This window comes from Verrucomicrobiota bacterium, from assembly GCA_037139415.1.
Classification (GTDB): Bacteria; Verrucomicrobiota; Verrucomicrobiia; order Limisphaerales; family Fontisphaeraceae; genus JBAXGN01.
Genome location: JBAXGN010000014.1, coordinates 18,832 through 43,678, shown reverse-complemented (window position 1 = coordinate 43,678; position 24,847 = coordinate 18,832). Strand labels below are relative to the sequence as shown.

At 55.8% G+C, this 24,847-nt stretch carries 15 protein-coding genes; 8 read left to right on the top strand and 7 right to left on the bottom strand.

All coding sequences use genetic code 11. The annotated features are described in order from the left end of the window. Positions 1–7: 7 nt before the first annotated feature. Complete coding sequence (locus WCO56_04100) at positions 8–1,246, top strand: M48 family metallopeptidase (protein ID MEI7728724.1); 1,239 nt, start codon at positions 8–10, stop codon at positions 1,244–1,246. A 175-nt stretch (positions 1,247–1,421) separates the two neighbouring features. Here WCO56_04100 and hpnA read toward each other — a convergent pair whose 3' ends face one another. The 3 genes from hpnA to WCO56_04085 form a co-directional block, all read right to left on the bottom strand. After that, complete coding sequence (gene hpnA / locus WCO56_04095; protein ID MEI7728723.1) at positions 1,422–2,423, bottom strand: hopanoid-associated sugar epimerase; 1,002 nt, start codon at positions 2,421–2,423, stop codon at positions 1,422–1,424. A 71-nt stretch (positions 2,424–2,494) separates the two neighbouring features. Beyond that, entirely contained in the window at positions 2,495–6,448 is a 3,954-nt protein-coding gene (locus tag WCO56_04090; GenBank protein ID MEI7728722.1) for a PQQ-binding-like beta-propeller repeat protein, read from the bottom strand. A gap of 128 nt (positions 6,449–6,576) precedes the next feature. Then, positions 6,577–7,635 (bottom strand): Gfo/Idh/MocA family oxidoreductase, encoded by a 1,059-nt coding sequence (locus WCO56_04085; protein ID MEI7728721.1) that lies wholly within the window; start codon positions 7,633–7,635, stop codon positions 6,577–6,579. Between the two features lie 164 nt (positions 7,636–7,799). On the opposite strand from WCO56_04085, the gene panC reads away from it, so the two are divergent. Both panC and nadB read left to right on the top strand, forming a co-directional pair. Continuing rightward, a complete protein-coding gene (gene panC / locus WCO56_04080) occupies positions 7,800–8,666 on the top strand; it encodes a pantoate--beta-alanine ligase (GenBank protein MEI7728720.1) in 867 nt (288 codons plus the stop codon). Next, a complete protein-coding gene (nadB, locus tag WCO56_04075) occupies positions 8,663–10,264 on the top strand; it encodes an L-aspartate oxidase (protein MEI7728719.1) in 1,602 nt (533 codons plus the stop codon). The genes panC and nadB overlap by 4 nt, the downstream gene beginning before the upstream one ends. 14 nt (positions 10,265–10,278) lie before the next feature. Here the strand turns inward: nadB and WCO56_04070 are convergent, their stop codons facing one another. Together WCO56_04070 and trpS are read right to left on the bottom strand one after the other, a co-directional pair. Further along, the gene (locus WCO56_04070; protein MEI7728718.1) at positions 10,279–11,802 is read right to left on the bottom strand and encodes a substrate-binding domain-containing protein; all 1,524 of its coding nucleotides are present in this window, start codon (positions 11,800–11,802) and stop codon (positions 10,279–10,281) included. 27 nt (positions 11,803–11,829) lie between these two features. Next, positions 11,830–12,798 (bottom strand): tryptophan--tRNA ligase, encoded by a 969-nt coding sequence (trpS, locus tag WCO56_04065; protein ID MEI7728717.1) that lies wholly within the window; start codon positions 12,796–12,798, stop codon positions 11,830–11,832. 394 nt (positions 12,799–13,192) lie between these two features. Between trpS and WCO56_04060 the strand changes: the two genes are divergently transcribed. The 3 genes from WCO56_04060 to WCO56_04050 all read left to right on the top strand — a co-directional run bounded on the left by WCO56_04060 (position 13,193) and on the right by WCO56_04050 (position 19,343). After that, the gene (locus WCO56_04060) at positions 13,193–13,618 is read left to right on the top strand and encodes a hypothetical protein (protein MEI7728716.1); all 426 of its coding nucleotides are present in this window, start codon (positions 13,193–13,195) and stop codon (positions 13,616–13,618) included. 284 nt (positions 13,619–13,902) lie between these two features. Continuing rightward, positions 13,903–14,553 (top strand): hypothetical protein, encoded by a 651-nt coding sequence (locus WCO56_04055; protein ID MEI7728715.1) that lies wholly within the window; start codon positions 13,903–13,905, stop codon positions 14,551–14,553. Positions 14,554–14,558: 5 nt separating this feature from the next. Next, positions 14,559–19,343 carry a kelch repeat-containing protein gene (locus WCO56_04050; protein ID MEI7728714.1) on the top strand — a complete coding sequence of 1,595 codons (4,785 nt, stop codon included), beginning with the start codon at positions 14,559–14,561 and terminating at the stop codon, positions 19,341–19,343. 70 nt (positions 19,344–19,413) lie between these two features. Here the strand turns inward: WCO56_04050 and WCO56_04045 are convergent, their stop codons facing one another. Together WCO56_04045 and WCO56_04040 are read right to left on the bottom strand one after the other, a co-directional pair. After that, positions 19,414–20,994 (bottom strand): sulfatase, encoded by a 1,581-nt coding sequence (locus WCO56_04045; protein MEI7728713.1) that lies wholly within the window; start codon positions 20,992–20,994, stop codon positions 19,414–19,416. 159 nt (positions 20,995–21,153) lie between these two features. Then, positions 21,154–21,561: a response regulator gene (locus WCO56_04040; protein ID MEI7728712.1), complete on the bottom strand. Its 408-nt coding sequence runs from the start codon at positions 21,559–21,561 to the stop codon at positions 21,154–21,156. A 214-nt stretch (positions 21,562–21,775) separates the two neighbouring features. Between WCO56_04040 and WCO56_04035 the strand changes: the two genes are divergently transcribed. Together WCO56_04035 and WCO56_04030 are read left to right on the top strand one after the other, a co-directional pair. Continuing rightward, a complete protein-coding gene (locus WCO56_04035) occupies positions 21,776–22,990 on the top strand; it encodes a hypothetical protein (GenBank protein ID MEI7728711.1) in 1,215 nt (404 codons plus the stop codon). 175 nt (positions 22,991–23,165) lie between these two features. Next, the gene (locus tag WCO56_04030) at positions 23,166–24,617 is read left to right on the top strand and encodes a hypothetical protein (GenBank protein ID MEI7728710.1); all 1,452 of its coding nucleotides are present in this window, start codon (positions 23,166–23,168) and stop codon (positions 24,615–24,617) included. The last annotated feature ends 230 nt before the right edge of the window (positions 24,618–24,847 follow it).

Genomic DNA, 24,847 nt, shown 5'->3' with positions numbered 1-24,847 from the left:
CCTCTATATGTCTATTTTTGCGCTGACCATTCTTATACTGCTCTTGTTGCGCGCGGTGGTTCAATTCCGGCTCGAACAGTTGAACCAACGCCATGCGCGTACACATGAAAACGCCATCCCGGCGGCATTCCGCGATACCATGGACGATGCCACCTACCGGAAATCCATCGCGTATACGCTGGCACAGAGCCGGTTTTCCCAGTTTGAAATCGGGTACGATCTGGCGGTGCTGCTGCTCGTGTTGTTTAGCGGTTGGCTGCCGTTTTCCTGCCACGCCTTCGTCGCCACCCTGGGCAACTCCGCTGGGGCGATGGCGGCGTATTTGTTCGCGATGGGGATCGTGCTTTCCCTGGCGGGCCTGCCACTGCAATGGCATCATCAATTCCGGCTCGAAGCCCGGTTTGGCTTTAACACCACCACGCCGAAACTCTGGTGGTTGGATCGCCTCAAAGGGCTGGTGCTGGCCGTGCTGCTCGGTTACCCGCTGTTGCTCCTGATATTAAAATTGGTGGAGTGGACGGGGGCTTATTGGTGGGTTTGGTCCTGGGCCTGCCTGATGCTGGTGCAACTGGTCATGTCCGTGCTGGCGCCGGTCCTCATCCTGCCATTGTTCAATAAACTCACACCTTTGCCTGAGGGTTCCCTGCGGGACCGATTGTTAGCCTTGGGCGAACGCACTGGATTCACAGCGCGCAACATCCTCCTGATGGACGGTAGCAAACGTTCGCGTCACTCCAACGCCTTCTTCACCAGCCTGGGACGCTGGCGCAAAATCGTGCTATTCGACACGCTCGTTCAACAACTGACCGAACCGGAACTCGAGGCGGTGTTGGCTCACGAGATCGGGCATTACAAGAAAGGGCATATCCCCAAGATGTTGGCATTCTCCGCGCTGGCGTCACTCGTGGGTTTTTATGCGCTGGCCTGGCTAGCCCGGCAGGAGTGGTTTTACGAATGGTTCGGGCACAATCAACCCCACGTGGCGCTCGCGCTGCTGCTCTTTGGTTTGGTTAGTGGTTTGGTCACGTTCTGGTTCGGGCCGCTCTCGAATTTCTGGTCGCGCCGATACGAATATCAGGCGGATGCTTACGCCCGGGAAGCGGTGGGTGAGGCCGCACCTCTGGTTGGCGCATTACGCCGGTTGAGCGAGAAGAACCTGAGCAACCTGACGCCGCATCCGCTGTATAGCGCCTTCTATTATTCGCACCCCACCGTGATCGAGCGGGAGCAGGCCCTCAAATTGTAGTACAGATTAACGGAAAAATGCGTAAAGCTGGAGTTGGGAGTCCCGCCTTCAGGCGGTGCGGCTATGAGATTCTGAAGCGTGTTGAGTATTTCAAAAGTGCATTGGAATACGTATGTGCCGCCGGCTGAAGCCGGTACTCCAAACTTGCGGAAGAGCGGGAGCGTGCCCTGAAAAATCAGGCGTAGCCGTTGGCCTTGAACCACGCGACGGCATCGGCCAGCGCCTGCCGGGGCGGGGTTTGCGGCAAGCCCAGTTCGCGCACCGCCTTGGCTGGATTGAAGAACATTTTGTATTTGGCCATGCGCACGCCGGCCAGCGGCGCTTTGGGCGGTTTGCCAGTGACCTTGGCGAAAGTTTCGTCCACATGCGCCGCCATCAGCGCCACCCAGTACGGGATTTGCACTTTTGGCGCGGGCACACCGGTGACCTCCTGGAGCACCTTAAACGCTTCTTTCATGGTCCAGTTTCCTTCGGTGTGCCCCAGAATATAACGCTCGCCCACCCGGCCTTTCTCGGCGGCGAGAAGATGCCCGATGGCCACATCCCGCACATGTACCCAGTTCAATCCGGTGTCCAGATACGCCGGCATTTTGCGGCGCAGAAAATCCACAATCACCTGGCCGGTGGGCGTGGGTTTGACGTCGCGCGGGCCGACGGGGGCGCTGGGATTCACAATCACGATGGGCAAGCCGCGTCCCGCCAGATCGCGCGCGACGACTTCCGCCCGCCATTTGGAAAGCTTGTAATGATTGCGCATCTGGGCCTCGCTGACGGGTGTGTTTTCATCCGTGGGGATGACTTTGCCATCCACCTCCCGTGGCAGGCCGATGCAACCCACCGTGCTCGTATAAACGATTCGCGCACAGCCCGCGCGCGCCGCCGCTTCCAGCACATGGCGTGTGCCGTCCACGTTGGCGGCGTACATGGGGGCGTACTCCTTCAGCCAAAGATGGTAACTGGCGGCCACATGAAAGCACCAGTCGCAGCCACGCATGGCCTGTTCGAGCAACGCGGGATTGCCCACATCGCCCTCGACGCGTTCGTAGTCGGCGCCCTGCAATCCGCGCAAATCCGCTCCAGGCCGCAGTAACGCTTTTACTTGGTGACCACGCGCATTGAGTTCATGGACCAGGTTCGCGCCGATGAAGCCGGACCCGCCCGTGACAAAACATTTCATGACCGCATTCAACCTGAAACCCGGGGGACAGAAAAGTGAAAAGAAAATCCGAATGTCCGAAACACCATGAATTAATTTTTCGGTTTGCCGTAGCAAATGACTTTGCCGTCCTGGGTGGACATGAACAAGCAGCCGCGAGCGACGGCCATGCCGTCCCAAACCGGTGGACTTTGCATATCAATGCCTTCACCCATTTTGCCGCTATCCATGTCCAGCGCGAAGAGGGAGGCGCCGCGTTTGCCATCCAGCGCGGCATCTTGTTCAGCGAGGTCTTGTTTGACGGCTTTATCATGTTTGGTGAGGCGCTCGAAGGCGTATTCTTCATCAATGGTATCGGGCGGTCCAGAGATGAAGATTTTTTTGCCGGCCATGGCCATCGCCCGGGTAAACGAGGGGACTTTGCGTTCCCACTGGTTTTTGACGAATGAACCGGCGCGGGCGGGGACATTGGTGATGCCAGCTTTTCCGGCTGGGACGGCGGCGGCGAGGTTCTCGGTGGGGTTGGGAAACAACATGGCGCTTCCCACTTTGCCCTTGGCGGTTTCCGTGCCGGTGGCCACGCCATGGATGCCGTTGCCGGATTCATCGCGCGCGGTACCGGTATCGAACGAACACGCCAGGACCAGTCCCTGCGATTTATTGCCGCGCTTGCCCTGGTTCATGAGTTCAGCGATTTCCCCGGCGTCCAAAGCGCGGTGGTACAGGAAGAATTGATCCAGCGTGCCGGTGAAGGGTTCACCGTTACCATGGCTGGTGACGAGCGAGTTACCGGTACCTCCAAGGAACAGCCCGAGATTGGGTTTTTGCGGGATCAGGCTCGGGGCCTTGGTTTGGGCCGCCAGTTGGCCATCCACATAGATGCATACGGATTTATCGAGACCCAGCACGCCCGCGACATGATGCCAGCCATCACCCAAGGGCCGGGCGGCGGTGGCGGTGGTTTCCTGTTTGGTAGCGCGCACGGAGAAGGCAGGGATGGCGTCTTGCAAGGTCAGTGCATAGCCATGATTTCCGCCGCCGTGGGACACAATAACGCCATCTTTGTCATGAGGCTCGATCCATGCCGCAACGGTAATCGCCTGGTTGGCGGGATCCAGTTTTGGCGAATCATCAAACGTAATCCGCGGAGTCTTGGGCCCGGGGGCAGCCACCGCAGCTTTACCTTTTGCTTTGCCCTTCTTCTGATTTCCGCCAACTGGAAGCGCTTGGATCGGCACCTCCGGCGCCTCTTTGCTGGCGGCGAACATCTGGCGTTCCATCGTGGTGGTCCACTTGAAGTATTGCGACAAGCGCCCATAGCCGTACACAGTTTTATCATCGAACACCAGGATTTGACCGGAGGGCGCGTATTTGCCGGCTTGGTAATACCCATTGTGGCCGCCAGCAAAGCTTTTGCCGTACACCCAGTAACTGCGGTGGAACCAGGAGTCATCCAGGAAGCCGGTAGGCGCGAAAATATGCGCGCCCTCGCCCCGTTGCGCGCCGCCTTGCTGGGCGGCGTTGCCGGAAATCGGGCCAATATCCACGCGGATGCCGTCCGGTTTGATTTTCTGCGTGCGCAGGTAAATGTAATGTCCATCGCCGGAGAGCACGTCGTTCAGACCGACGGGCATTTGCAGGGTTTTGACGCGTGTTTGCAGGTTCAGGCCGGTCTCCGGATCCTTTTCGTTAAACACCGTTTCCACCAATTTTTTACCCGTAGCGGCGTCCAGACGGACAAATCGCAGCCCACCATCGAGGAACACCGAGCGTCCGGCGACGCAACTGACGACGCCATTTTCGACCAGTACACTGCCATGCACCGGCCAGACACTTTCAATCTGTTCAAACGCGGTGTGCCGCCGGTCAATGGCGGCGGCATGGAACCGCCAAATCAACGCGCCATCGTCCGCGCGCAGGCAATACACGTAGCCATCCATGCAACCGAACAAGACCCGGCCCTGCCAGTACGTGGGCGGTGAATCCACGCGTCCACCGGCGATATAAGTCCACTGTATCCCGCCGGAATCCGCGCGCAATGCATGCACCATGTGCTGGTCCACTTGCGCCACAAATACCTTGCCATCGGCGATGGTGGGCGCGCTCAACCGCCCGCTCAATTCGACTTTCCAGGATTCCTCAAGGTTGTCTGATAAGGGCTGATCGGTATGTCCGCTCCGGGCGGCATCATGACGGTACGTGGGCCAGTCATTCACATGCGCGGCAAGTTCCTGGAGGGGTTGCCCGTAGGCCGGGCCTTGCTCAAACCGTTCCGCATCCGGCCGGGGTTTGGGATGAGCGGACATCGTGCCGGGGGCCAGGGCATTCATGCCATCCAGCTTCGCCTCGGGGTAACACGCGCAGTTATGCGGACCGGCATAAACCAAGCCGTTGCACGGCATGACCCCGTAGAGGCAGGCACCACGCACCCAGTGGTTGATTTCCCAGCTCTTTTTATTGATATCCACAAATTCAATGCCAGTACGCGAGGGCAGGATGAAGCGTTCCGTGGCCTTGGCGATGTAACAACGATGATGAAACCAGTACGTGTCCACGTCGGGGGGAAATTCGACTTTGACCTCACCGGTAAGCGGATCGCGTCCAGAGAATGCGCCCGACATGGTTCCAGAAGTGGTGGGGGCGTTCCACACCAAGCCACCAGTGATAATCAGGTCTTCCGGCGAGCGATAACCGGATTTTTGATGGGGGGCGGACCAGAGTTCCTTACCGCTCGCGGCGGCCACGCCTTTCATCGCGCCATCCCCGCCGGCGTAGAGCACGACCTCGCCGTGCAGCACCACCCGCGGGCCGTAATTAAATTCAAACAACCGGCGTTTTCCCATCGGCGTACTCTTCCATTGTTGTTTCCCGCTGGCGGGATCAAGGGACACGATGCTTTCGCCATTATGATACACCACCCGTTGGCCATCGGCAGCCAGGGTGAGCGGTGCCACTTTGGCTTCCTGTTTCCATAGCAATTTCCCAGTCGCCGCTTCCACCGCCACCAGCAACCGCTTTTTCTCATCCCAATTGAACTCGGTTTCCACGCGCTTTTGGTCGCCCGTGTTTTGCTTCGGGGCAAAGTCATGCAGCACCCACAGTTCCGGGTTCACCAGCACATACAGCACCCCGTTGACCATGACGATTTCCTCGGCGCCCGCCGTATTGGCATACTCGCGCACGGTCTCACCGGTGGCGGCATCCAGGCAACTCACCGGGTCATTGATGGATAACGTGGCATAGACATGCTGCCCCATGGCGACGAGGCGACGGGCCAGTTGCGTGGGGCCTGACTTTAGCGGCCAAAGATGGGTTTGCCATTCGGCAATGGGCCGTTTCCAAAGGATGGTGCCATTGAAGGCATCACGTGCCGTGAGAAACCATTTCGAGGGCAGCAGAATCGAAATGCGCGACCCTTCATCCATGATATAGAACAAGCGCCCGCCTGCCGATACCTGCGCGCTCAAGCTGGACATGCGGTCGTGATGCCGTGACCAACGGGGGCTACCCACCCACTGGAGGCGTTCCGGAGGAGCCACGACCAGATCTTTGGATGCCGGATTACCACGAGCGTCATAGTAGTAATGGGTCCACTCGTCCATTTCCGGCGGACGGGATTTCACGGTTTTTTGCCAAGCACCGCCCTGTTTGACATAAGCCACCCCGTTTGGGCAAAGCACCCGCATGATTTCCGGCATGGAAATCCCGCTCAGGTCCTCAACCACAACGAGGTTGATCAGGTTATCAATGTAAGGCAGCACCCCACCTTGCAAGCGGTCCACGGAAACCGGGCCATACACGTCCAGCTTTTTAAGATTGGCGCGCGCCGCCTCCACCTTTGGCCAACTGCGGTCCAATCCCTGCACCTGGTATTGCTCGCCGACGCGCAGCGCGCCGGTTAATTGGCCATCGCCAATGCCCAAATGCACAATTAAGCCGCCTTTGACACCAGTGGCCTTCAAAATCTCCTTCGCGAGAGCGCCTGCCTCCACCGCCGATTGGGCTTGGAGTGAGTGGACCAACAAACCGCAAGTGAGGGCCAGCAAGCCCCAAGTAGCCGTCGAGGTAAGGAGACGGAAAGCAGAGAATGCGGAACACCTGATTTCGGAATTCGGAATTCGGAATTCGGATTGCCGAACAGCACACGGTGGGGCCGACTGGCGGGAATTGAGGGTTAACATTTTAAGGTCACTTCCTTGCCGGTTGCAGCAGAGGTGTAAATCGCATCGAGAATCTGCTGAACTTTCAAGGATTCCTCGGGGGGAACGAGCAGCTTTTTGCCTTCCAACACACACTGGACGAAATGATGCACCCGGTCTTCCGGGCAGGATACCTTGGGAGTGTGCAACCAGGTAGCCTCGGTGCCGTTGGCACCCTGCCGGTACAGCCGGGCCGGAAACAGGCTCAACCCGCCGGTTGTTCCCAACAGGTCCACGCCTTGTTCACGCGCGTCAGGCGCATGCATCCCGGCCCAGGATGCCTCGAGGGCCACCGTGCGGCCACTCTTGAGCTGAAGCAGAGCAGTGCTAAAGTCTTCCACATCAAAAGGTTTCAAAGGATCAATTTCGCTCCGCCCCCAATCTGTCTCGGCCAGCCCGCGAGGCCCGAATTTTGCCGCCAGGTAGCCGGTCACCCGGGTCACCTCAAATTCACCCAGTAAATGCAGGCATAAATCCAGCATGTGGACACCGATATCATAGGTGCAGCCGCCACCGGAAAACTTTTTCTGGGTGAACCAGGAGCCAATACGAGGGATGCCGTTGCGCCGCAGCCAGAAGGCGCGGGCGTGGTAAATCTGGCCCAAGTCGCCGCGTTGCAAGAAGCTACGGGCCACCTGGGTATGGCGATGGAACCGAAGATTCTGCGCCACCATCAACACCTGTTTCATGGCTTGGGCAGTCTCCACGATTTTGGCGGCGTCCTTGGCGTTGGTGGCCATGGGCTTTTCGAGCAGCACGTGCTTGCGCGCCTTCAAGGCATCCACCGCCACTTTGGCGTGCAAGTGATTCGGCACGGCCACAATCACCGCGTCAATATCCGGCTGGTCGAGCAACTCGCGATAATCCGAGTAACTACGGGCGATTTTATAACGTTCAGCGGCTTCCCGCGCGCGCTGTGGATGGATTTCACAGATGGCCACCGCCGTGGCGCGTGGACAATGAAGCAAACTGTTTAAATGGTCGAGGCCAATGGCCCCTGTGCCAATTACTGCGCATCGAAGTCGTTCAGTCATAATGACATCGCGAACAACGGCCCGGTGGCCGCATGTTAATGGTTTATGCGTACTTACGGGGGGCATTCTAGGAAATTGTCGCCGCGTGTCAACTGGAAAACTCGTTTCCCGATTTTTGTTTTTCCAGCGTGCATTTGTTTTAGGTTTGCGGTAGAGACAAAGTCATGCAAGTCATTCCATCAGTGAAAAAAATGCAGTTGCTGGCGTTAAAATGGCGTCGGCAGGGTAAAAAGGTGGGGTTGGTACCCACCATGGGTTACCTGCATGAGGGGCATCTCAGCCTCGTACAGCGCGCCCGGAAATTGGTCGGCAAACAGGGCGTGGTGGTGCTTAGTCTCTATGTCAATCCCACCCAATTCGCACCGCATGAGGACTTGGCCAAGTATCCGCGCGACCTGGCCGGGGACACCCGGCAATGCCGGGCGGCAGGGGTGAATGTGCTGTTCACGCCGCACGACGCAGACATGTACCCTGGTAAAGCCGAAGGCCGTTACAGCACCTACGTGGTGGAGGAAAATCTTTCGCAGTTCATGGAAGGCGAGTCCCGCCCCGCACACTTTCGCGGCGTGACCACGGTGGTGGCCAAGTTGTTTAATCTGGTGCTGCCGGACGTGGCGGTGTTTGGTGCCAAGGATTATCAGCAGGCCGCCATCCTTCAGCGCATGACGGAGAATTTGAATTTCCCGGTGAAAATCGAGGTTGCTCATACGCGCCGCGAGAACGATGGGCTGGCCATGAGTTCACGCAACAAATACCTGACGCCTACCCAGCGCCCGCAAGCGATGTGCCTGTGGCTGACCATCCAGGCGGCGCAAAAGGCGGTGCTGACCGCCGCGCGTCCGTTATCGGCAGATGCCTTGCGCCAGACGTTGCGCGCCGAAATTGAAACCCGCCCGGATGCCCGCGTGGATTACATCCATTTTTTTGATCCGGAAACCTTGCAACCGGCCGCGCAGGTGCGGCATGGCACGCACATGGCGATGGCGGTATTCATTGGCAAAACCCGTTTGATTGATAACGCACTCCTATGAAATCATACGATTTCCTGGTACTGGGCAGCGGCATTGCGGGGCTGTTTTACGCGCTCAAGGCGTCCAAACACGGACGGGTGGCTGTGGTGACCAAAAAGAACAGCGCCGAATCCAATTCCAACTACGCCCAAGGGGGCATCGCTGCCGTGATGGCCAAGGATGATTCGCTGGACAGCCATATCCAGGATACCCTGACGGCAGGCGCGGGCCTGTGCAACGAACCGGCGGTACGCGCCATCATTTCCGAGGGCCCGGCGCGCATCGCCGAACTGATTGAGTATGGCATTCAGTTCTCCGAAAAAACCTCCCCAAACGCCGCCGGCAAAAAAGAGCTGGATTTGGGCATGGAAGGGGGGCATTCGCACCGCCGCATCCTGCATGCCAAGGACATGACCGGACGGGAAATTGAACAAGCGTTGCTCCAAGCCTGTGCCCGCGAACCGCGCATCGAGATATTCGAGAATCATTTTGGCGTGGACCTGATCACCACGCAAAAGCTGGGTTATGTGGGGACCAACCGCTGCCTCGGGGCGTATGTGCTCAGCAAGGAATCCGGGGAGGTCATCACCTTTGCGGCCAACACCGTGGTACTGGCCACCGGCGGTTGCGGCAAGGTGTATCTGTACACCACCAATCCTGATATCGCCACGGGCGATGGCGTGGCCATGGCGTTCCGGGCGGGAGCGTCCATCGCCAACATGGAGTTTGTCCAGTTTCATCCCACCTGCCTGTTTCATCCCAAAGCGAAATCATTCCTCGTCAGCGAGGCGGTCCGCGGGGAGGGCGGAGTGCTCAAAAACTTGGAGGGCAACGAATTCATGGACCACGTCCATCCGTTGAAGTCGCTCGCCCCGCGCGACATTGTGGCCCGCGCCATTGACAGCGAGATGAAGCGCACCGGCGCAGAACACGTCTGGTTGGACATCACGCACAAATCTGCGCGGTTCCTGATGAACCGTTTTCCCAACATTTACCAGAGCTGCCTGCAATACGGCATTGATATCACGAAGGAATACATCCCGGTGGTCCCGGCGGCCCATTACCAATGCGGTGGCGTGGTGACCAACCTGGACGGCGAAACGGAAATCGCCGGGCTGTATGGGATTGGCGAAGTGGCCTGCACCGGACTGCATGGTGCCAACCGGCTCGCCAGTAATTCGCTGTTGGAAGCCGTGGTTTGCGCCCACCGAGCGGCCCTGAAGTCTGTGGCCAATCCGTTGCCGCTCACCGAGGTGAAGATTCCCGACTGGCATTATGGTAACGCCACCAATGCGGATGAATTTGTGGTGGTGTCGCACAACTGGGACGAACTGCGCCGGGTAATGTGGGATTATGTGGGGATTGTGCGCACCAACAAACGCCTGCAACGCGCCAAGGCCCGCATTGATTTGCTGCAATCGGAAATCCAGGAGTACTACTGGGATTTTCGCATCACCAGCGACTTGTTGGAATTGCGCAACATTGCCACGGTGGCGGAATTGGTGGTGCGTTGCGCCCTGCAACGCCCCGAAAGCCGCGGGCTGCATCACAATTTGGATTATCCGAACGCCGATCCCGCCTGGGCACAGCGTAACAGCATTGCCCGCAAGGCGGTTTGATCCAAAGTTCGGATTTAATTGGTCCGGGCTTGAAAACGCCAATAGAAACCGGCACCGGTAAAACGGTTGCTCGAGGCGGGGCTTTCAATCATCTCCAAGAGCCGGGTCATGAGTTGCTGGTATTGGGTGGATTTGGCCACGCCGTAGGGCTGTACCGCCGTGGCCAACGGATGGTCAATGCGGATGACCTCCACATGTTCACGCACATTCTGCGCGTTGCTGCGGCAGGCGATGATGGCATCCAGCGAGCCGGTGCGTAGTTGGTTGATCAGGAAGTCGCCGGTCGGCGAATCCAACTTCAGGTTCCGGCATACCGCTTCGTAGCGTCCCATCGCCACCAGCATGTTTTTCGTCAGCGCGCCCATGGCGGATTTCTCCGGATGCGCCAGGCCCAGGCGCAAGCCGGGTTTGGTCAGATCCTCCACCGTCTGAATTTTTTGCGGGTTTCCCTTGGGCACGATGATGAGGATTTCATTTTCTGAAATGGTCACGCTGTCGTGGTACAGGTCCTGCACGGATTTCATGAAAGAAGTGTCGCACGCAAAATAGGCGTCGGGGCGCTGCCCAGCGCGCATCTGGGAGGTCAGGATGCCGCAGCCGTTGTAAATGGTGTTGATGCGCACGCCCTCGCGCTGCTCAAAATCTTTGAGGGTTTGCTCGACGCCGGGTCGCAGCATTGCACCGCTGAACAGTGTGATTTGGGGGATCTCCGCCCACGCATCACCTTCCGCCACGCTGTAATGCCAGCGGGTGAAAGCCTTGAGGCCTTTGTCGCGCGCCCCCAGGTAGCGCGCGAAGCGCAACGCCAAGGCCGACTGCCGGGTGCTGTTCAAGACGGCCACACTGATGGTTTGACCGGCTTGGGCAAATTCCGGCACCCGCACCATCTCTAATGCGGGATACTGTTGGGCAGTGGCATCCCAGACCACGCCGGCATCCACCGCCCCCAGCTTTACGTCGTTGGCCACATCGTTGACGGTGGGTTTGAATACGCCCGACTTCCGGGTCTGGGCTTCCAAGGCGGCCCAGTCGCCCGAGGCGCTTAATACCCGCTTGACAATCGTTCCAATCGAAGCGGCTTCCGGATTGGCCAGTGATACCTTGATGCCGGTCCGCAGCAAATCCTTGACCGTTTGAATCTTTGCAGGATTGCCCCGGCGCACGATGATCACCGGCACCTGGTGCGCAAGCGGCAGAACTTCCGCCAGCAAGCCCTGCTGTTTTCCCAGGGTGATGTAACTCTCGTCACCGGGGATGAACAGGTCGCCGATCTTGGACACCTTCAAATTGGCAAGCAACGTTCCCGAGCCGCCGTATTGCAGTTGGATTTTGACGCCATACAGTTTCTCGAATTCCCGCGCCACTTCCTGCACCGGTGACTGGATGCCCGCCGCGCAATAAACCACCAGCGCCGGTTGCTCGCCAGTCATGCCGCCGGGTGTTTTCTGCCGGGGTAACAACCAGATCAGCAAGCCCAGCACCACAGCGGTGGCCAAAGTCCATCCGAGGCCCGGATGCAGGCCCCCGGCACGATTCACAACAGGCCCCGTTTTCATAAAGAACTGCTAGGCTGATACTCCGGACGCGCGGCGGGCGCGGTCGAGCACTTTCACGGCTTCCGTCCGGGCGCGTTGCGCGCCGTCTCGTAAAACCTGTTCGACGTAATCCAGGTTGGCCACCAATTCCGCCCGGCGAGTGCGTGCGGCGGCAAAGCAATTCCAATAATGCTCGAACAGCGCCTTTTTCAAATCCCCATAACCCAGCCCGCCCGCCCGCAGACGGTCTTCAAAATCCTGCGCCACGGCAGGGGGAGCCACCAGCTTGAGCAGCTTGATCGCCAGGTTCTTTTCCGCGTCCGGCTTCGGTTCCTGCGGCGAACGGCTGTCCATTACCAGGCTCATAATTTTTTTACGCAGGACTTTTTCGTCACCAAAGATTTCGATGGCATTGCCGTAGCTCTTGCTCATCTTTTGGCCATCCACGCCGGGCACTTCCGCGACCTCCTCGCGGATCATGGGCTCCGGGATGACAAAGGTCTGGCCATATTGTTCGTTGAACTTGCCGGCGATGTCGCGGGCGACTTCCAGGTGTTGTTTTTGGTCGCGCCCCACCGGCACGATGTTGGAATCGTAAATCAGGATGTCGGCGGCCATGAGCACCGGGTAGGCAAACAAACCGTGGTTGAACGAAATGCCTTTGGCCAGCTTGTCCTTGTAACTGTGGCAGCGCTCCAGCAAACCCATGGGGGTGATGGTGGTGAGCAGCCAGGTCAATTCGCACACTTCAGGCACATCGGATTGCCGGAAGAACGTGGCCTGCTTGGGGTCCAGACCGCACGCCAGAAAGTCAACGGCCACTTCGAGGGTGTTTTTGCGGCGCTGTTCGGCATCAAACAGCGAGGTCATGGAATGGTAATTGGCGATAAAATAATAGGCCTGGCCCTTGGACTGCAATTCCATGGCCGGCATCATCATCCCGAAATAATTCCCGAGATGCAGCGTGCCCGACGGTTGTATGCCTGATAAAATTCGCATGGGAAACAGCTTAATCAGCCCCCGCCCGGATGCAAGGAGAAGTGTCAGTTTGGCGCAGATCGGCTGCTGACTTTCCCGATAAACAATTACGCTTGATTCCCCAGCCGGTATGGGCGTAGGTTCATCACATATGAGCAATAAGGATGATAGTCAACATCTTGGATCTACCTCTGCCAGGGTGGAAGACCTCGTCTGGCAATGCCTTAGAAAAGGCATTGACCGCTTCAACCAAAGTGGAGAGCCATGCACTCTGCTTTGTCCCCGTAGCGAAGACACGCTGGAACATTCACCTGATTGGGCTGGAGCCAGTGAGCGTGCAATAGCCCATCGCTTGGCGGTTTACATCGAATGCGAACTACGGAGGTTGTGCTTGGGGGGAGCCAACCAAATTGTCGTGGACTGCGAATACAATCGGCACGTTGGGGAAAAGAAGTTGCTGGCAGCGGATGCCGAAGAGAGGATTAGGGTAATCGTAAAGGCGGCGAGGCGCAGGAATCTGGAGGCAGACGACGACGGATTTTACGTCTTCTCAGTTGCGCCAGACATCGTCGTGCATGAGCGGCGAAACGATGAAAGTAATCTGCTTGTTGTAGAGGTCAAGAAAAGGAGCAACCGGGAGACCGAAGAGTACGACGCCCTGAAACTAGAGTTATTTACAAGTCCAAAGCAAGATAAAAATGGGTATGGCTACAAGCTCGGGGCGTGGGTTGTGGCGGAGGACGAGTGCAGCCCGCAGACGCGGAAACTCATAATCGAGAAATGCTATAAAGCCGGAATTTTGATACATCGGAGTGGCGATCTTCATCACGAGCCCTTATGAAAGTGCATCCCGAAAATCGTACCTCTGCCGCGCGAGCGCTGGCGTCGGTCCAGTTGCTACTTGTTCTTTGTCTTATCCAACTGGTAAAGGCCACCTCCGTCCCAACTTGGGCGATGACTAAAGCGCGCGCAAATCATACTGCCAATCTGATACCCAACGGAAAGATTTCTTCTGATTCTGCCTTTGAGTGGTATGGCCTTTGCGCTTAGCTTCTCGGATAGCCATTCCCAAGTAAATGCAAATAGTGCGGCAGAAAACGAAATTCTAGCAATTCACCTGTTAATATGAACGCCGAAACGCCGAGGTTCCCAATGAATAAATCGGAATGTGTAAAAATCTTTGGGGACAGCAAAATTTTCGAAGGCTGGAACGAATCTGAGATTCTTAACGCCATTCGTGAAACATTTCTATCCGATCCTCAGCGCATGACCAAACTGTTACGGCCCGAGTTTAAACGGCCCGAGTCGATGATAGCTCTGCAGCAGCAATGGAAAAATGGGGTATGGTCATTTGGCTTTTGCTTCTACATCGCGGAAGCTACTAAATTAATATTGTTAAGTGCTTGCCCCAATCAGAAAGTTAACTTGAAAATCGTCACGAGTACAAAAAAGTTGCTGGTCTCATTACCACCTTCTTTGAAGCGGCACAACGTTCTCTTCTTCAAAGATGTTTGCCTAGACCCAGAGTTTAATGCTCCTAGGCTGCAAAGGGAATACCCCAACGCACGTGGTTCACGTTTTAGATGGTTACCCAGTGCACCTGCTCTTCTCATTCTGGCTTGGGTGGCCCAGCAGTGCGAGCAAACCAAGAACTGCCCACGAATCGCCATGAAAGCATTGAAACTGGCGCTCGCAGAAGTCGCGCGTCGGTGGAAACCAGGTAGTAAATACAAGTCTGAACTTAAGGACGAAGTGAGGTCTTTGGCGAGATTATGACAGCTATGAAAACTCAACCGCGAACTATTACTTCATTCATTCGGACGTTGGTGATGGTTTCATTATTTTCTATTTTACTGGTCATTCAACCAGTAAAGGCCACCTCTGTCCCTAGCGCGATGACTACAGCGCGCGTAAATCATACTGCCACTCTTTTACCCAACGGAAAGACTTTAATTGTTGGGGGAAATACCACGGGTGCGAACGCTGAAATATACGATCCCGAATCAGGGATCTGGACCGCTACAGGCTCCATGGTCGCCTCGCGTAGCGGTGCGGCGGTGATGATGCGCAATGGTAAGGTTTTAGTCGTGGGGGGAAGTGCTGCAGGGGACGGTGCGGCGCTTTACGATCCTGCGGCGGATACCTGGGCTTCAACCAGACCAATGAATTATGCATGTGGAAATAGCCTTACAGCTACTCTGCTGACGAATGGGCAAGTGCTGATTGTAGGCGGCACTTCAACCAATTGGTGGCGTGGCCCCAATGTTCTTCATTCCACATCTGAGATATATGATCCATTGAGTGATATGTGGACTCCGACTGCTTGGATCATGCGTACCAAACATACATCATTCACAAGCACCTTGCTACCTAACGGAAAGGTATTAGTTGCAGGGGGAGCTGGACGTATTTCAGAGCTGTATGATCCGGTTTCTGGGACATGGACAACAACTGGTTCGCTTAATAATAATCGCTCTGGTCATGCGGCAATCCTATTTCCCAACGGCCAAGTACTGGTAGCAGGAGGCAGTGGGTCTGCATCGGAATTGGCTAGTTGTGAAATATACGATCCCGCCACAGGAACATGGTCACCGGTATGGTCGCCGGTAGCAAGTATGCAAAACCCACGATCTGGACACTCGATGACCCTTTTGCCTAACGGACAGGTGCTTGTGACGGGCGGATGGTCACGCAGGGGCAACGCAGCAACGGTGACATATTCCAGTGCTGAGGTTTACGATCCACCAAGTGGAGTTTGGACGACTATTAGCCCATTAACGACTATGCGTGGAGGACAAACGGCGACCTTGCTGCCTGATGGAAAACTGCTGCTTGCAGGCGGCGGTGTCATTTGTCCGGACGCTGGTTCTTATTGCTCAACCCTTTCTAGCGCTGAACTATACGATGCGCCTGATGGTTATTGGACGACGGTTGGGCCGATGATTGCCTCACACAGTTTTCATACAGCCAACCTGCTGACAGATGGTCATGTGCTTGTCGCTGGCGGCAATTCAAGTGCTTCTAACACAGAGCTGTATGATTCGTCGAGTGGGACATGGACGGCGACCGGCCCTTTAAATACGCCCAGCGAATTCCATTCAGGGACGGTTCTGCCCAATGGGAAGGTGCTTGTCGCAGGAGGTGAAACCTGGAGGGTTAACCCAGTATATATTTCCAGAACAGAGCTATATGACCCAATTGTCAACTCATGGGCATTAGTCAGCCCAATGAACGACACACGCGGGCTCCACACCGCAACCTTGCTGACTAACGGCAAGGTGCTGGTTACCGGGGGAGCATGGGATGTGGTCCCTTATGCCGTATATACTCGTTCTAGCGCGGAGCTATATGACCCTGCTGCATCGGCGTGGTCAAAAACGGGATCAATGGCCTCTGCACGCTGTGGTCATACTGCAACTTTACTGCCTAATGGGCTTGTGCTGGTTGCAGGTGGTGTCTATTACACTCCCTCCACTGGCAACAATCTTTCTAGCGCAGAACTATATAATCCATCCACTGAAACTTGGATACCGACCGCTGCAATGACTGCTGCACGCGGTTTTCATACGGCAACTTTACTGCCCAATGGGCTTGTGCTGGTTGCGGGAGGGGATAGCGGCAGTGCAAAGCTTTCCAGCTCCGAGTTATATGATCCCACTGTGGGAACGTGGGCGGTGACAGGTTCGATGAGTAGCTCTCGCAGCAGCCACACCGCAACGCTGCTGCCTAATGGCAAAGTGTTTGTCGCCGGAGGCTTTGGTGTAGGCACAGAACTTTACGATCCGATTATTGGAACTTGGGCGACAGCCACCCCGATGGTCTATGCACGTACTGCACACACGGCAACCTTGCTGCGCAATGGCGAAGTGCTAGTTACAGGAGGCGATTCCATTGGTACCCATGCAGAGATTTTCGATCCGCCAACGGGCACGCCAAACGGCTCTTTGGCACTGAAGCTAAATCCCGCAGAGGCGGTGACCAATGGCGCGCAATGGCAAGTAGATGGCAGGATTTTCCAAACCAACGAGGCTGTGGTGAACCATCTTTCCGCTGGCAATCACACCGTGACATTCAAGAACATTGTCGGGTGGCTTGCTCCGGCAAGTCAAACTGTTAGCGTTAGTCAAAACATTACCAATGCATTTCTCGGTACTTACACTTTAGCGTATTCAATTAGTGTTTCTGCATCACCAAGTATCGGTGGCATGACTAGCGGTGGCGGCACATTTGCGGCTGGTAATTCCCAAGCAGTAACCGCGTCTGCTAATGCCGGTTATGCATTTACCAACTGGACAGAAAATGGAACTGTGGCTAGTACGACGCCAGAATATATTTTTGTTCTTAACACCAACCGCACGTTAACAGCCAATTTTATTGATATCAGAATACCGACGAATACCATTGTTTTGCCTCTGCCCGGTCAGCGATGGCCCAATTCTGTAATTACCGTAATGGGTACCGCCAGAGACAATGTCCAATTATCCAATGTGTGGTATCAAATAAATGGATCAGGTTGGAATCAGGCGACGACTACCGATAACTGGAGCAACTGGTCGGCGACAGTAAACCTGATTGCGGGTACCAACACAATCCAAACCTATGCGATGGACACCACTGGTAACATTTCGGCAACTAACAGTGTAAGTTTTATCGGAGTTTTAAGCACAGCACTAGCGGTTAGCACCAACGGGTTGGGATCTCTGAAACCGAACTTCAACAATACACTCATGCAAGTCGGGAAGAGTTATTCCATGACAGCGACAGCGGGAGCGGGGTTTGCCTTCGCGAACTGGATGGGCGGTATTTCATCGCCGCTGACAGTACTAACTAACGGTGCAACATTGCAGTTCGTGATGCAAAGTAATTTGGTATTGAAGGCCAACTTTGTGGACATTCAAAAGCCAACCAACAACATCACCTCGCCGACGTCAGGGCAACGGTGGAGCAACGGAGTATTCACGGTGACAGGCAAGGCCGGTGACAATGTAACGGTGTCAAATGTTTTGTATTCATTGAACGACACAGCTTGGACAAAGGCGACGACTACCGATAACTGGAGCAACTGGTCGGCGACAGTAAACCTGATTGCGGGTACCAACACAATCCAAACCTATGCGATGGACACCACTGGTAACATTTCGGCAACTAACAGTGTAAGTTTTATCGGAGTTTTAAGCACAGCACTAGCGGTTAGCACCAACGGGTTGGGATCTCTGAAACCGAACTTCAACAATACACTCATGCAAGTCGGGAAGAGTTATTCCATGACAGCGACAGCGGGAGCGGGGTTTGCCTTCGCGAACTGGATGGGCGGTATTTCATCGCCGCTGACAGTACTAACTAACGGTGCAACATTGCAGTTCGTGATGCAAAGCAATTTGGTATTGAAGGCCAACTTTGTGGACACAAGCAAACCGATTCTGAGCATTACCAATCTGGTGACGGGACAACGAGTGAGCAATATGGTATTAACTGCCAAAGGAGCAGCCAAGGATCATATTGCAGTAGCCAATGCACTGTGGCAATTGAACGGTGGTGCCTGGAGCAACGCTGTCTCGGTCAATAACTGGACTAATTGGTCGGCGGTAATGACATTGACGACGCGCTCCAATACGGTCAAGGCATACGCCTTGGACGCTGCCGGCAACTATTCCGCAACCAACAGCGTTAGTTTTCTCTACATTGCGAGTGACACATTAACGGTTCAGACCAATGGCATCGGCACGATCAAAGGCAGCTATAACGGCAAACTGTTGGAACTTGGGCAAAGCTATATGATGACGGCGACACCGGGAATGGGCTATCAGCTCTCCAACTGGATTAATGGCGGTGGGATCGTCATGACAAGCGGACCAATCTTAAAGTTCACTATGCGATCCAACCTGACCTTAACCGCCAACTTCATCACCAACGCATTCCTATCCCGCAAAGGTGATTACGTGGGTATTTTCAGCCCCAGCAATGATTTATCCAATGCTGACTGGACGAATAGCGGAACTTTGAAACTAACCGTAACTGACAAAGGCACATTCACTGGTCAACTCACCTATCAAGGCAAAGCGTATCCAGCAGGGGGAACGTTTGATGTGGGTGGGGTTTTCTCGAATTCAATCGCTCGTGGCAAAGATCCGGCGCTACAAATAATGATGAATCTGGATTTGAGTGGAGGTAATGGAATATCTGGCAGAATCAAGCAAGGAACGACCTGGGCTGCTGATTTGTGGGCGGATAAGGTGTTGAAGGTAGCGCAGAAGGCGAATTACTTGATGACGGCGGTAACTCAGCTTGGCAATACGAATGGAACCTTTCAATTGTCAGTTCTGCCTTCTGGAACCGTAATCCTAACCGGAACCTTATCAGATAAAACGAAATTGACCGGATCGCTGCCTTTGACTGTGCAGAACGAAGTGGTGATGTATCAATCGCTATACTCAGGCAAAGGCATGTGGCTGGGATATGTGAGTTTCGTCAGAACGAATGGAGTAGCGCATTGGCAGAAGCTGAGCAACAGCCTGGATAAAGTGTCGCCGCAAGGATTTTCAGTGAATTTGAGGTTGGTGCCGTAGTCATCCGCCAACTTTCACTGTCACGGATGAACAATTCAAAACAAAAAGACACGGTTCTCTGCTCTCGAATTTATTCCAGCGGTACCTTCTCAAAATCGCTGAGGTTCACCCAGCCGGCTTTGGCCTTTTCGCCTTTACGATAGCGCTCGTAGAAGTTACGCCCCGTCGGATCGGCATAGGGAAACTGCTCGTACACTTGCCCTTGGCCGAACATGCGCAGGTCTTCCTGCTCCTTGAGTTCCTTGAAAAGCTGTTGTTGAAGTTGTTCCTTGAGCGATTGTTGCGTTGGGCTGGCGGCCAGGTTGTTCAGGCAATCCGGGTCGCGTCGCAGGTCATACAGTTCCTCGGTCCCGCGTTTGCCGAAACAAAGGTCCCAGAAACGTTTGGTAGCCGGTTCTAAACGAGACTTGATCACCTCGGTTTTGGTGGGGCCACCGTCGCAATTCAAATACCCGGTTTCCGGGTTGCCGGCCGGCCAGCGCGCGATTTCAAAGTTGTGAATGTACAGCGACTCGTTTTTCAAGATCGCCCGGATCGGATAGCCCCAATCGTTTGGGCGTCCCACATCGTGGCGTTCCTTGCCCAGCAACACATGATCTCGCGCCGGGTTGACCTGGCCGGTTTGTGAGGAGTAAAAAATATCCGTGAGACTGCGTCCGGTGATGGGTGCCATGCCGCTCTTATCCCAAGGCAATCCGGCAAGTTCCAGGAAGGTGGGTGCCAGATCAATAAACGCCACGTAATCTTCCACGACCCGCCCGGTGGTTTTGATGCCCTGCCGCCACATCGCGGCCAGCGGCAAATGATTCGATTCATCATACGCCTGACCTTTGGCGCGCGGGAAAGGCATGCCGTTGTCTGAAGTCACGATCACCAGCGTGTTGTCAAGTTGGCCACGTTTTTCCAGCAGCTCCAACATACGCACCAGGTGGCGATCAAAGTGCTCCACTTCAAAGGCATAATCGAGCAAGTCATTGCGCACCACTTCGTTGTCCGGCCAATACGCGGGAATCCAATCCACCTCAGACAACTTTTTGTCGCCTTTGGCCACCCCGCTGCCGTATTCGTACCCGCGATGCGGCTCGACCGACCCATACCAGAAACACCAGGGTGTATTGGTGGGCGTGGCTTCCAGGAAATCCGCAAAGTTACCGGCGTAATCATTATTGCTGATGTCGGGTGTCGGTGGCGTAGCCTTGCGTTTGTTGAATGGTTTGCCGGCCATAGCGCGGGCGGCGCCCTGCAAATTGGTGGCAACTCCCGGCGCCCACCCCTTGCAAGTCATGCCCACGGAATACCCATGCTCCGTCAGCGCCTCGGCGTAGGTTTTGAATTTGGCGGGGAAAAAGCACCAATGATTGCAAGCCGCCTCCAACTGCCAGGGATTGCGTCCCGTCAGGATACAGGCACGGGATGGCGCGCATTTGGCATTGGGAGTATAGGCGCGATTGAAAAGAATCCCTTCTTTGGCCACGCGGTCAAACCCCGGGGTCTTGACCCATTTGCAACCGTAAACCCCGGCATGGCCAAACGACCAATCGTCCGCCACCGCGAGCAAAATGTTTGGGGGGACGGCCCCGGGTATGGCCGCTAACGCGACCAGGCTGGCTGCCATCCAGGTGGTAACAACCCCCGCGAGGGGCCAACCCATTCGACAAATCAAGTCCATTGTCTGAGCGTGCCAAGGGAGGCGCCGTTTTTCCACCTCAAAATTTCGGTTGTTTCAGGAGGGCGAATTCTCCAAAAGATGAGTTCCCACATTGAACCACCAAACCGAAGACTCCTGGAGAAAGTGAATCGTACCGACCAGCTATTCGGCAGGGCGAGTTTGATTCATGAATTCGTTTATTTTGGCGACCAGCATTTCTGGTCGGTATGGTTTGGCAAGAAAACCGTCCACGTTGGCGCCCCGAATGACTGACTCCTCAACCGTACCGCTGACCAACAACGTTTTGAGCGAGGGGTTCATGGCTTTGGACTGCACCAACAAATCCAGCCCCGTCATCTTGGCCATGAAATAATCGCTGATAATCAGTCTGGGGGGCGGATCAGCAAGCTTATAAGCCTCCCAAGCATGTTCGGCATTAGGAAATTCACGATAGGAAAACCCAGTCTCTTTCACGAACAACACGGCCAATTCCCGCAGTAAAGGATCGTCGTCCACGATGAAAACATCCACCGCATTATCGGCACCTTTTGTTTTTTCAGTTTGCGCCATTCGTACACGCTTAATGTTAAGCTGACCTGATACAACCCGATTCAAGGTTCAATGACAAGCACAAAATCCGCAGTTCCGAATTGGTTTATTGCCAATCAATTAGCGTGTAACCCCAAGGTCCAGCATGGCGTCTCACCAACCAATGCAAAGATATTTTGGTTCCGCGCTCGCAGCGACTTACCGGCCGATTGGTCTGAAGCTTTTGCTTTGTGCCATGGTTGGTGCCGCCCTTGGCACATTCGCCGCCACCGAAGAGCCGATCAACCCAGTTCGGGGCCGCGAACTGATGCAGAAATTTCAGCGTGGCGAAGCGTTAACGCCGGAAGAGCGCGCCTATCTGGATCGTGTGCGACAGGAGATACGCAAGCGTAGCGGGCAACGCCCGACGGATCGGCCAGCCGCTGCCGCCAGCGGACCGCGGAACACGAACGATTGGAGCCGGTTGATCCCATTGACTGATTTGACCAGCACCTATCAGGGTGAGGATGGCGGGCTGTACGGTGGCGGGCACAATGAACCACCGGCAGCGCACCAGGCGGCATACCAAAAGGAATCGGAGAAAATCCAGCCGCTGGATGCCACCGGTCGACCAGCCCCGGACGGCAAGATTGTGCTGCTCACCATCGGTTTCTCCAACACCCACATGGAATCGGAAGACTTCAAGCGCACCGCCGATGCCGACCCGGAAAAGTCGCCCCGGGTCACCATCGTGGATGGCGCCATTGGCGGGCGCGCTGCCGTTATGTGGGCGTATGACGGATCGGAGGTGTTGCCAACGTCCGAGCAAGAACGGCTCGATAAGGAAATGGACGTGCTCCACATGCCCAAACAGGGGCGGCGTGTCAGGGCGGTCACCCAAGAGCGGGATTCCTGGCCCACGCTGGAATTGCGGCTGAAAGAGGCCGGGGTCAGTGCCGGACAGGTGCAGGCCGTTTGGATGAAGCACGTCGAAGCCGGGGCCAGCGCCCTGGGTGAATTCCCGGCCCATGCCAAAGCATTGACGGCGGACCTCGCGGATATTCTCATCATTGCCAAAAAACGGTTTCCCAACCTGCGGGTCGCGCTGTTTTCCAGCCGCACGTATGGCGGCTGGTCCAGCCGCACCAGCGGCAGCCCGGAGCCGTATGCCTACGAATCAGGTTTCAGTGTGCGCTGGCTGATACAAAAACAAATCACGGGCGACCCGCAGTTGAATTTTGATCCGGCGCGCGGCGAGGAAAAAGCACCCATTGCCATCTGGGGACCGTATCTGTGGACATGCGGCCACCAGCCTCGCAAAACCGATGGCTTGATATGGTCCGAACAAGATGTGCGCGAGGATCATTTGCATCCCAGCAATTCCGGCTGCCATAAGGTCACCGAGCTCCTGCTGAAATTTCTCAAGACCGATACCGGAACCCATCGGTGGTTTGTGCAGTCGGGTAAATAGAAGCGTTTGTCCACGATGCCGAGGGCCAGGTAATCACCCATGGCCGATGGTCTCTTGGATGGAACGCGGAAAACCGGCGGGAAATCATGGATAACCACCAGCACGGGAAAAATATCGCCAGGCCCCACAGGCCGGGGATGATCCTTACCGGTATTACCGTTGGTAAAAACAACCCATGAAAAGATTTAACGCCTTTCTCATACCCGCTTGGGGCACAATCCTGCTGCTGACCAGCCTGGCGTCCGCCGCACAAACTGGGGGCGCAAATGGTCCGGTCGCCATCTCCGTCCAGCCCGAGGTGATCGTCAAAGACGCTTTGCCGGCCTGCCCCATCGGGGTTTCAGAAAACCTGTTTTACTCCTCCGATAAACATTACCCGAACCGGCGTCACTCCCAGGCGGAGACGCTCCGCATGCTGGGCGGAAAAACAATCCGGGGCATGGAGGGCAACATTGGGGACTTCATCATCTGGTCCATGCCGCCATTTGCCGGACCGAACCCGCACCTGACCTGCTACCAGCCCGGACGCGGATATTTCAACGACTTCTACAACGCCGATGGCACCCTCCGGAAGGCGATGGATTTCGGAGAGTATATCGCCACCGGCCAGGCCGCCGGGGTCAACGACTTTTTCTACATCATCGGCATAGACGCGATCAATGCGGAGCCGGGCGAATGGCAATGGATCATCCCCAAGCCGCTGGAGACGATTACGGCGGGGGCGGGAGCACAGGCGCGCTGGTGCCAGGAGCGGGGCCTGCGCATCTGGTTTGAAATCGGGAATGAGAATGACTTGAACGACGGCGATAAAATGAAGCTCCGGAAATGGGTGCCGGAACACTACGCCAGCGTCACCGTCCAGATTTCCAGGGCCATCAAGGCCGCGTACCCGCAGGCGAAGGTCGGCATCAACGGCGGGTTTGCGACCAACTGGTTCGACCAGGTCATTCCAAAGGTGTGGCAGGACATTGACTTTGTGGTGGCACACGCCTATTCGCCCACGGGCAAAGGCGGCATCTGGCGCGCCAATACCAGCCTGGACCGGGCGAGCATCCCGGACCGGTGCAAACAGGAATGGCCCATCTGCGTGACGGAGACCAGTTCCTATCGGCCCGGCAACCCGGTCAACAACGACCTGGAAGAAGCGACGCGTAATTTTATCCGCATGGGCATCAACTTGTGCGAGCCGCGCGTGAAGTACATGCATTTCTGGACCGACCGCGCCGCCGACTGCGCCAAAATGAGCGGGAAAAACATGTTCACGATAGACGGGGACCTGCTGCCTATGGGCAAGGTCCTGGCGATTTGGAACGAACACCTGAAAAGCCAGATGGTCAAAGTGGAGACCGGCGACAAGGAAATCTTTGCGTTTGCCACCCGCAACCCGCAGACGCGGGCGCTGACCCTCTTTCTGGCCAACCAGGGCAAAAGCGCCCGGGAAGTCACTGTAAAAATTAACGGCAGCCAGAAAACGCTGCTGGCCAAAAATTGGACCTTTACCGGTACCGCCCTGCATGATCGCAATCCGCGCTGGGAAAAACTGCCGGACGTTGAAGTGCGGGCCGGCTCCTTCGCGCGGGATTTGTCCCCGCTTGGTTTCACCATGGTGGACCTGCCGGCGTACTGAAATCCCCTACCGCCCGCCTCGGACACTGTGTTTGGTGGAGACTGTTGTTCTCCGCCCCAAAAAATACTGCAATAGTACTTGCTAAAGGTCGGTGTACCTGTCCATCTACCACTGACGTTTACGACCCACTGCCTTGCCTCCTGACTTCAAGTTTTGGGGTATTGCAAAACGATGAATACGGAAAGCAAAACACTGCGGCATGGTTCCCCCGTAGCGCAGGTTTCCAAACC

What these genes read in the sequence shown, in the direction of transcription:
- WCO56_04100 (MEI7728724.1), top strand. Translation starts at nt 8, where the DNA reads ATGTCTATTTTTGCGCTGACCATTCTTATACTGCTCTTGTTGCGCGCG.
- hpnA (MEI7728723.1), bottom strand. Translation starts at nt 2,423, where the DNA reads ATGAAATGTTTTGTCACGGGCGGGTCCGGCTTCATCGGCGCGAACCTG.
- WCO56_04085 (MEI7728721.1), bottom strand. Translation starts at nt 7,635, where the DNA reads ATGACTGAACGACTTCGATGCGCAGTAATTGGCACAGGGGCCATTGGC.
- panC (MEI7728720.1), top strand. Translation starts at nt 7,800, where the DNA reads ATGCAAGTCATTCCATCAGTGAAAAAAATGCAGTTGCTGGCGTTAAAA.
- nadB (MEI7728719.1), top strand. Translation starts at nt 8,663, where the DNA reads ATGAAATCATACGATTTCCTGGTACTGGGCAGCGGCATTGCGGGGCTG.
- trpS (MEI7728717.1), bottom strand. Translation starts at nt 12,798, where the DNA reads ATGCGAATTTTATCAGGCATACAACCGTCGGGCACGCTGCATCTCGGG.
- WCO56_04055 (MEI7728715.1), top strand. Translation starts at nt 13,903, where the DNA reads ATGAACGCCGAAACGCCGAGGTTCCCAATGAATAAATCGGAATGTGTA.
- WCO56_04050 (MEI7728714.1), top strand. Translation starts at nt 14,559, where the DNA reads ATGAAAACTCAACCGCGAACTATTACTTCATTCATTCGGACGTTGGTG.
- WCO56_04045 (MEI7728713.1), bottom strand. Translation starts at nt 20,994, where the DNA reads ATGGGTTGGCCCCTCGCGGGGGTTGTTACCACCTGGATGGCAGCCAGC.
- WCO56_04040 (MEI7728712.1), bottom strand. Translation starts at nt 21,561, where the DNA reads ATGGCGCAAACTGAAAAAACAAAAGGTGCCGATAATGCGGTGGATGTT.
- WCO56_04035 (MEI7728711.1), top strand. Translation starts at nt 21,776, where the DNA reads ATGGTTGGTGCCGCCCTTGGCACATTCGCCGCCACCGAAGAGCCGATC.
- WCO56_04030 (MEI7728710.1), top strand. Translation starts at nt 23,166, where the DNA reads ATGAAAAGATTTAACGCCTTTCTCATACCCGCTTGGGGCACAATCCTG.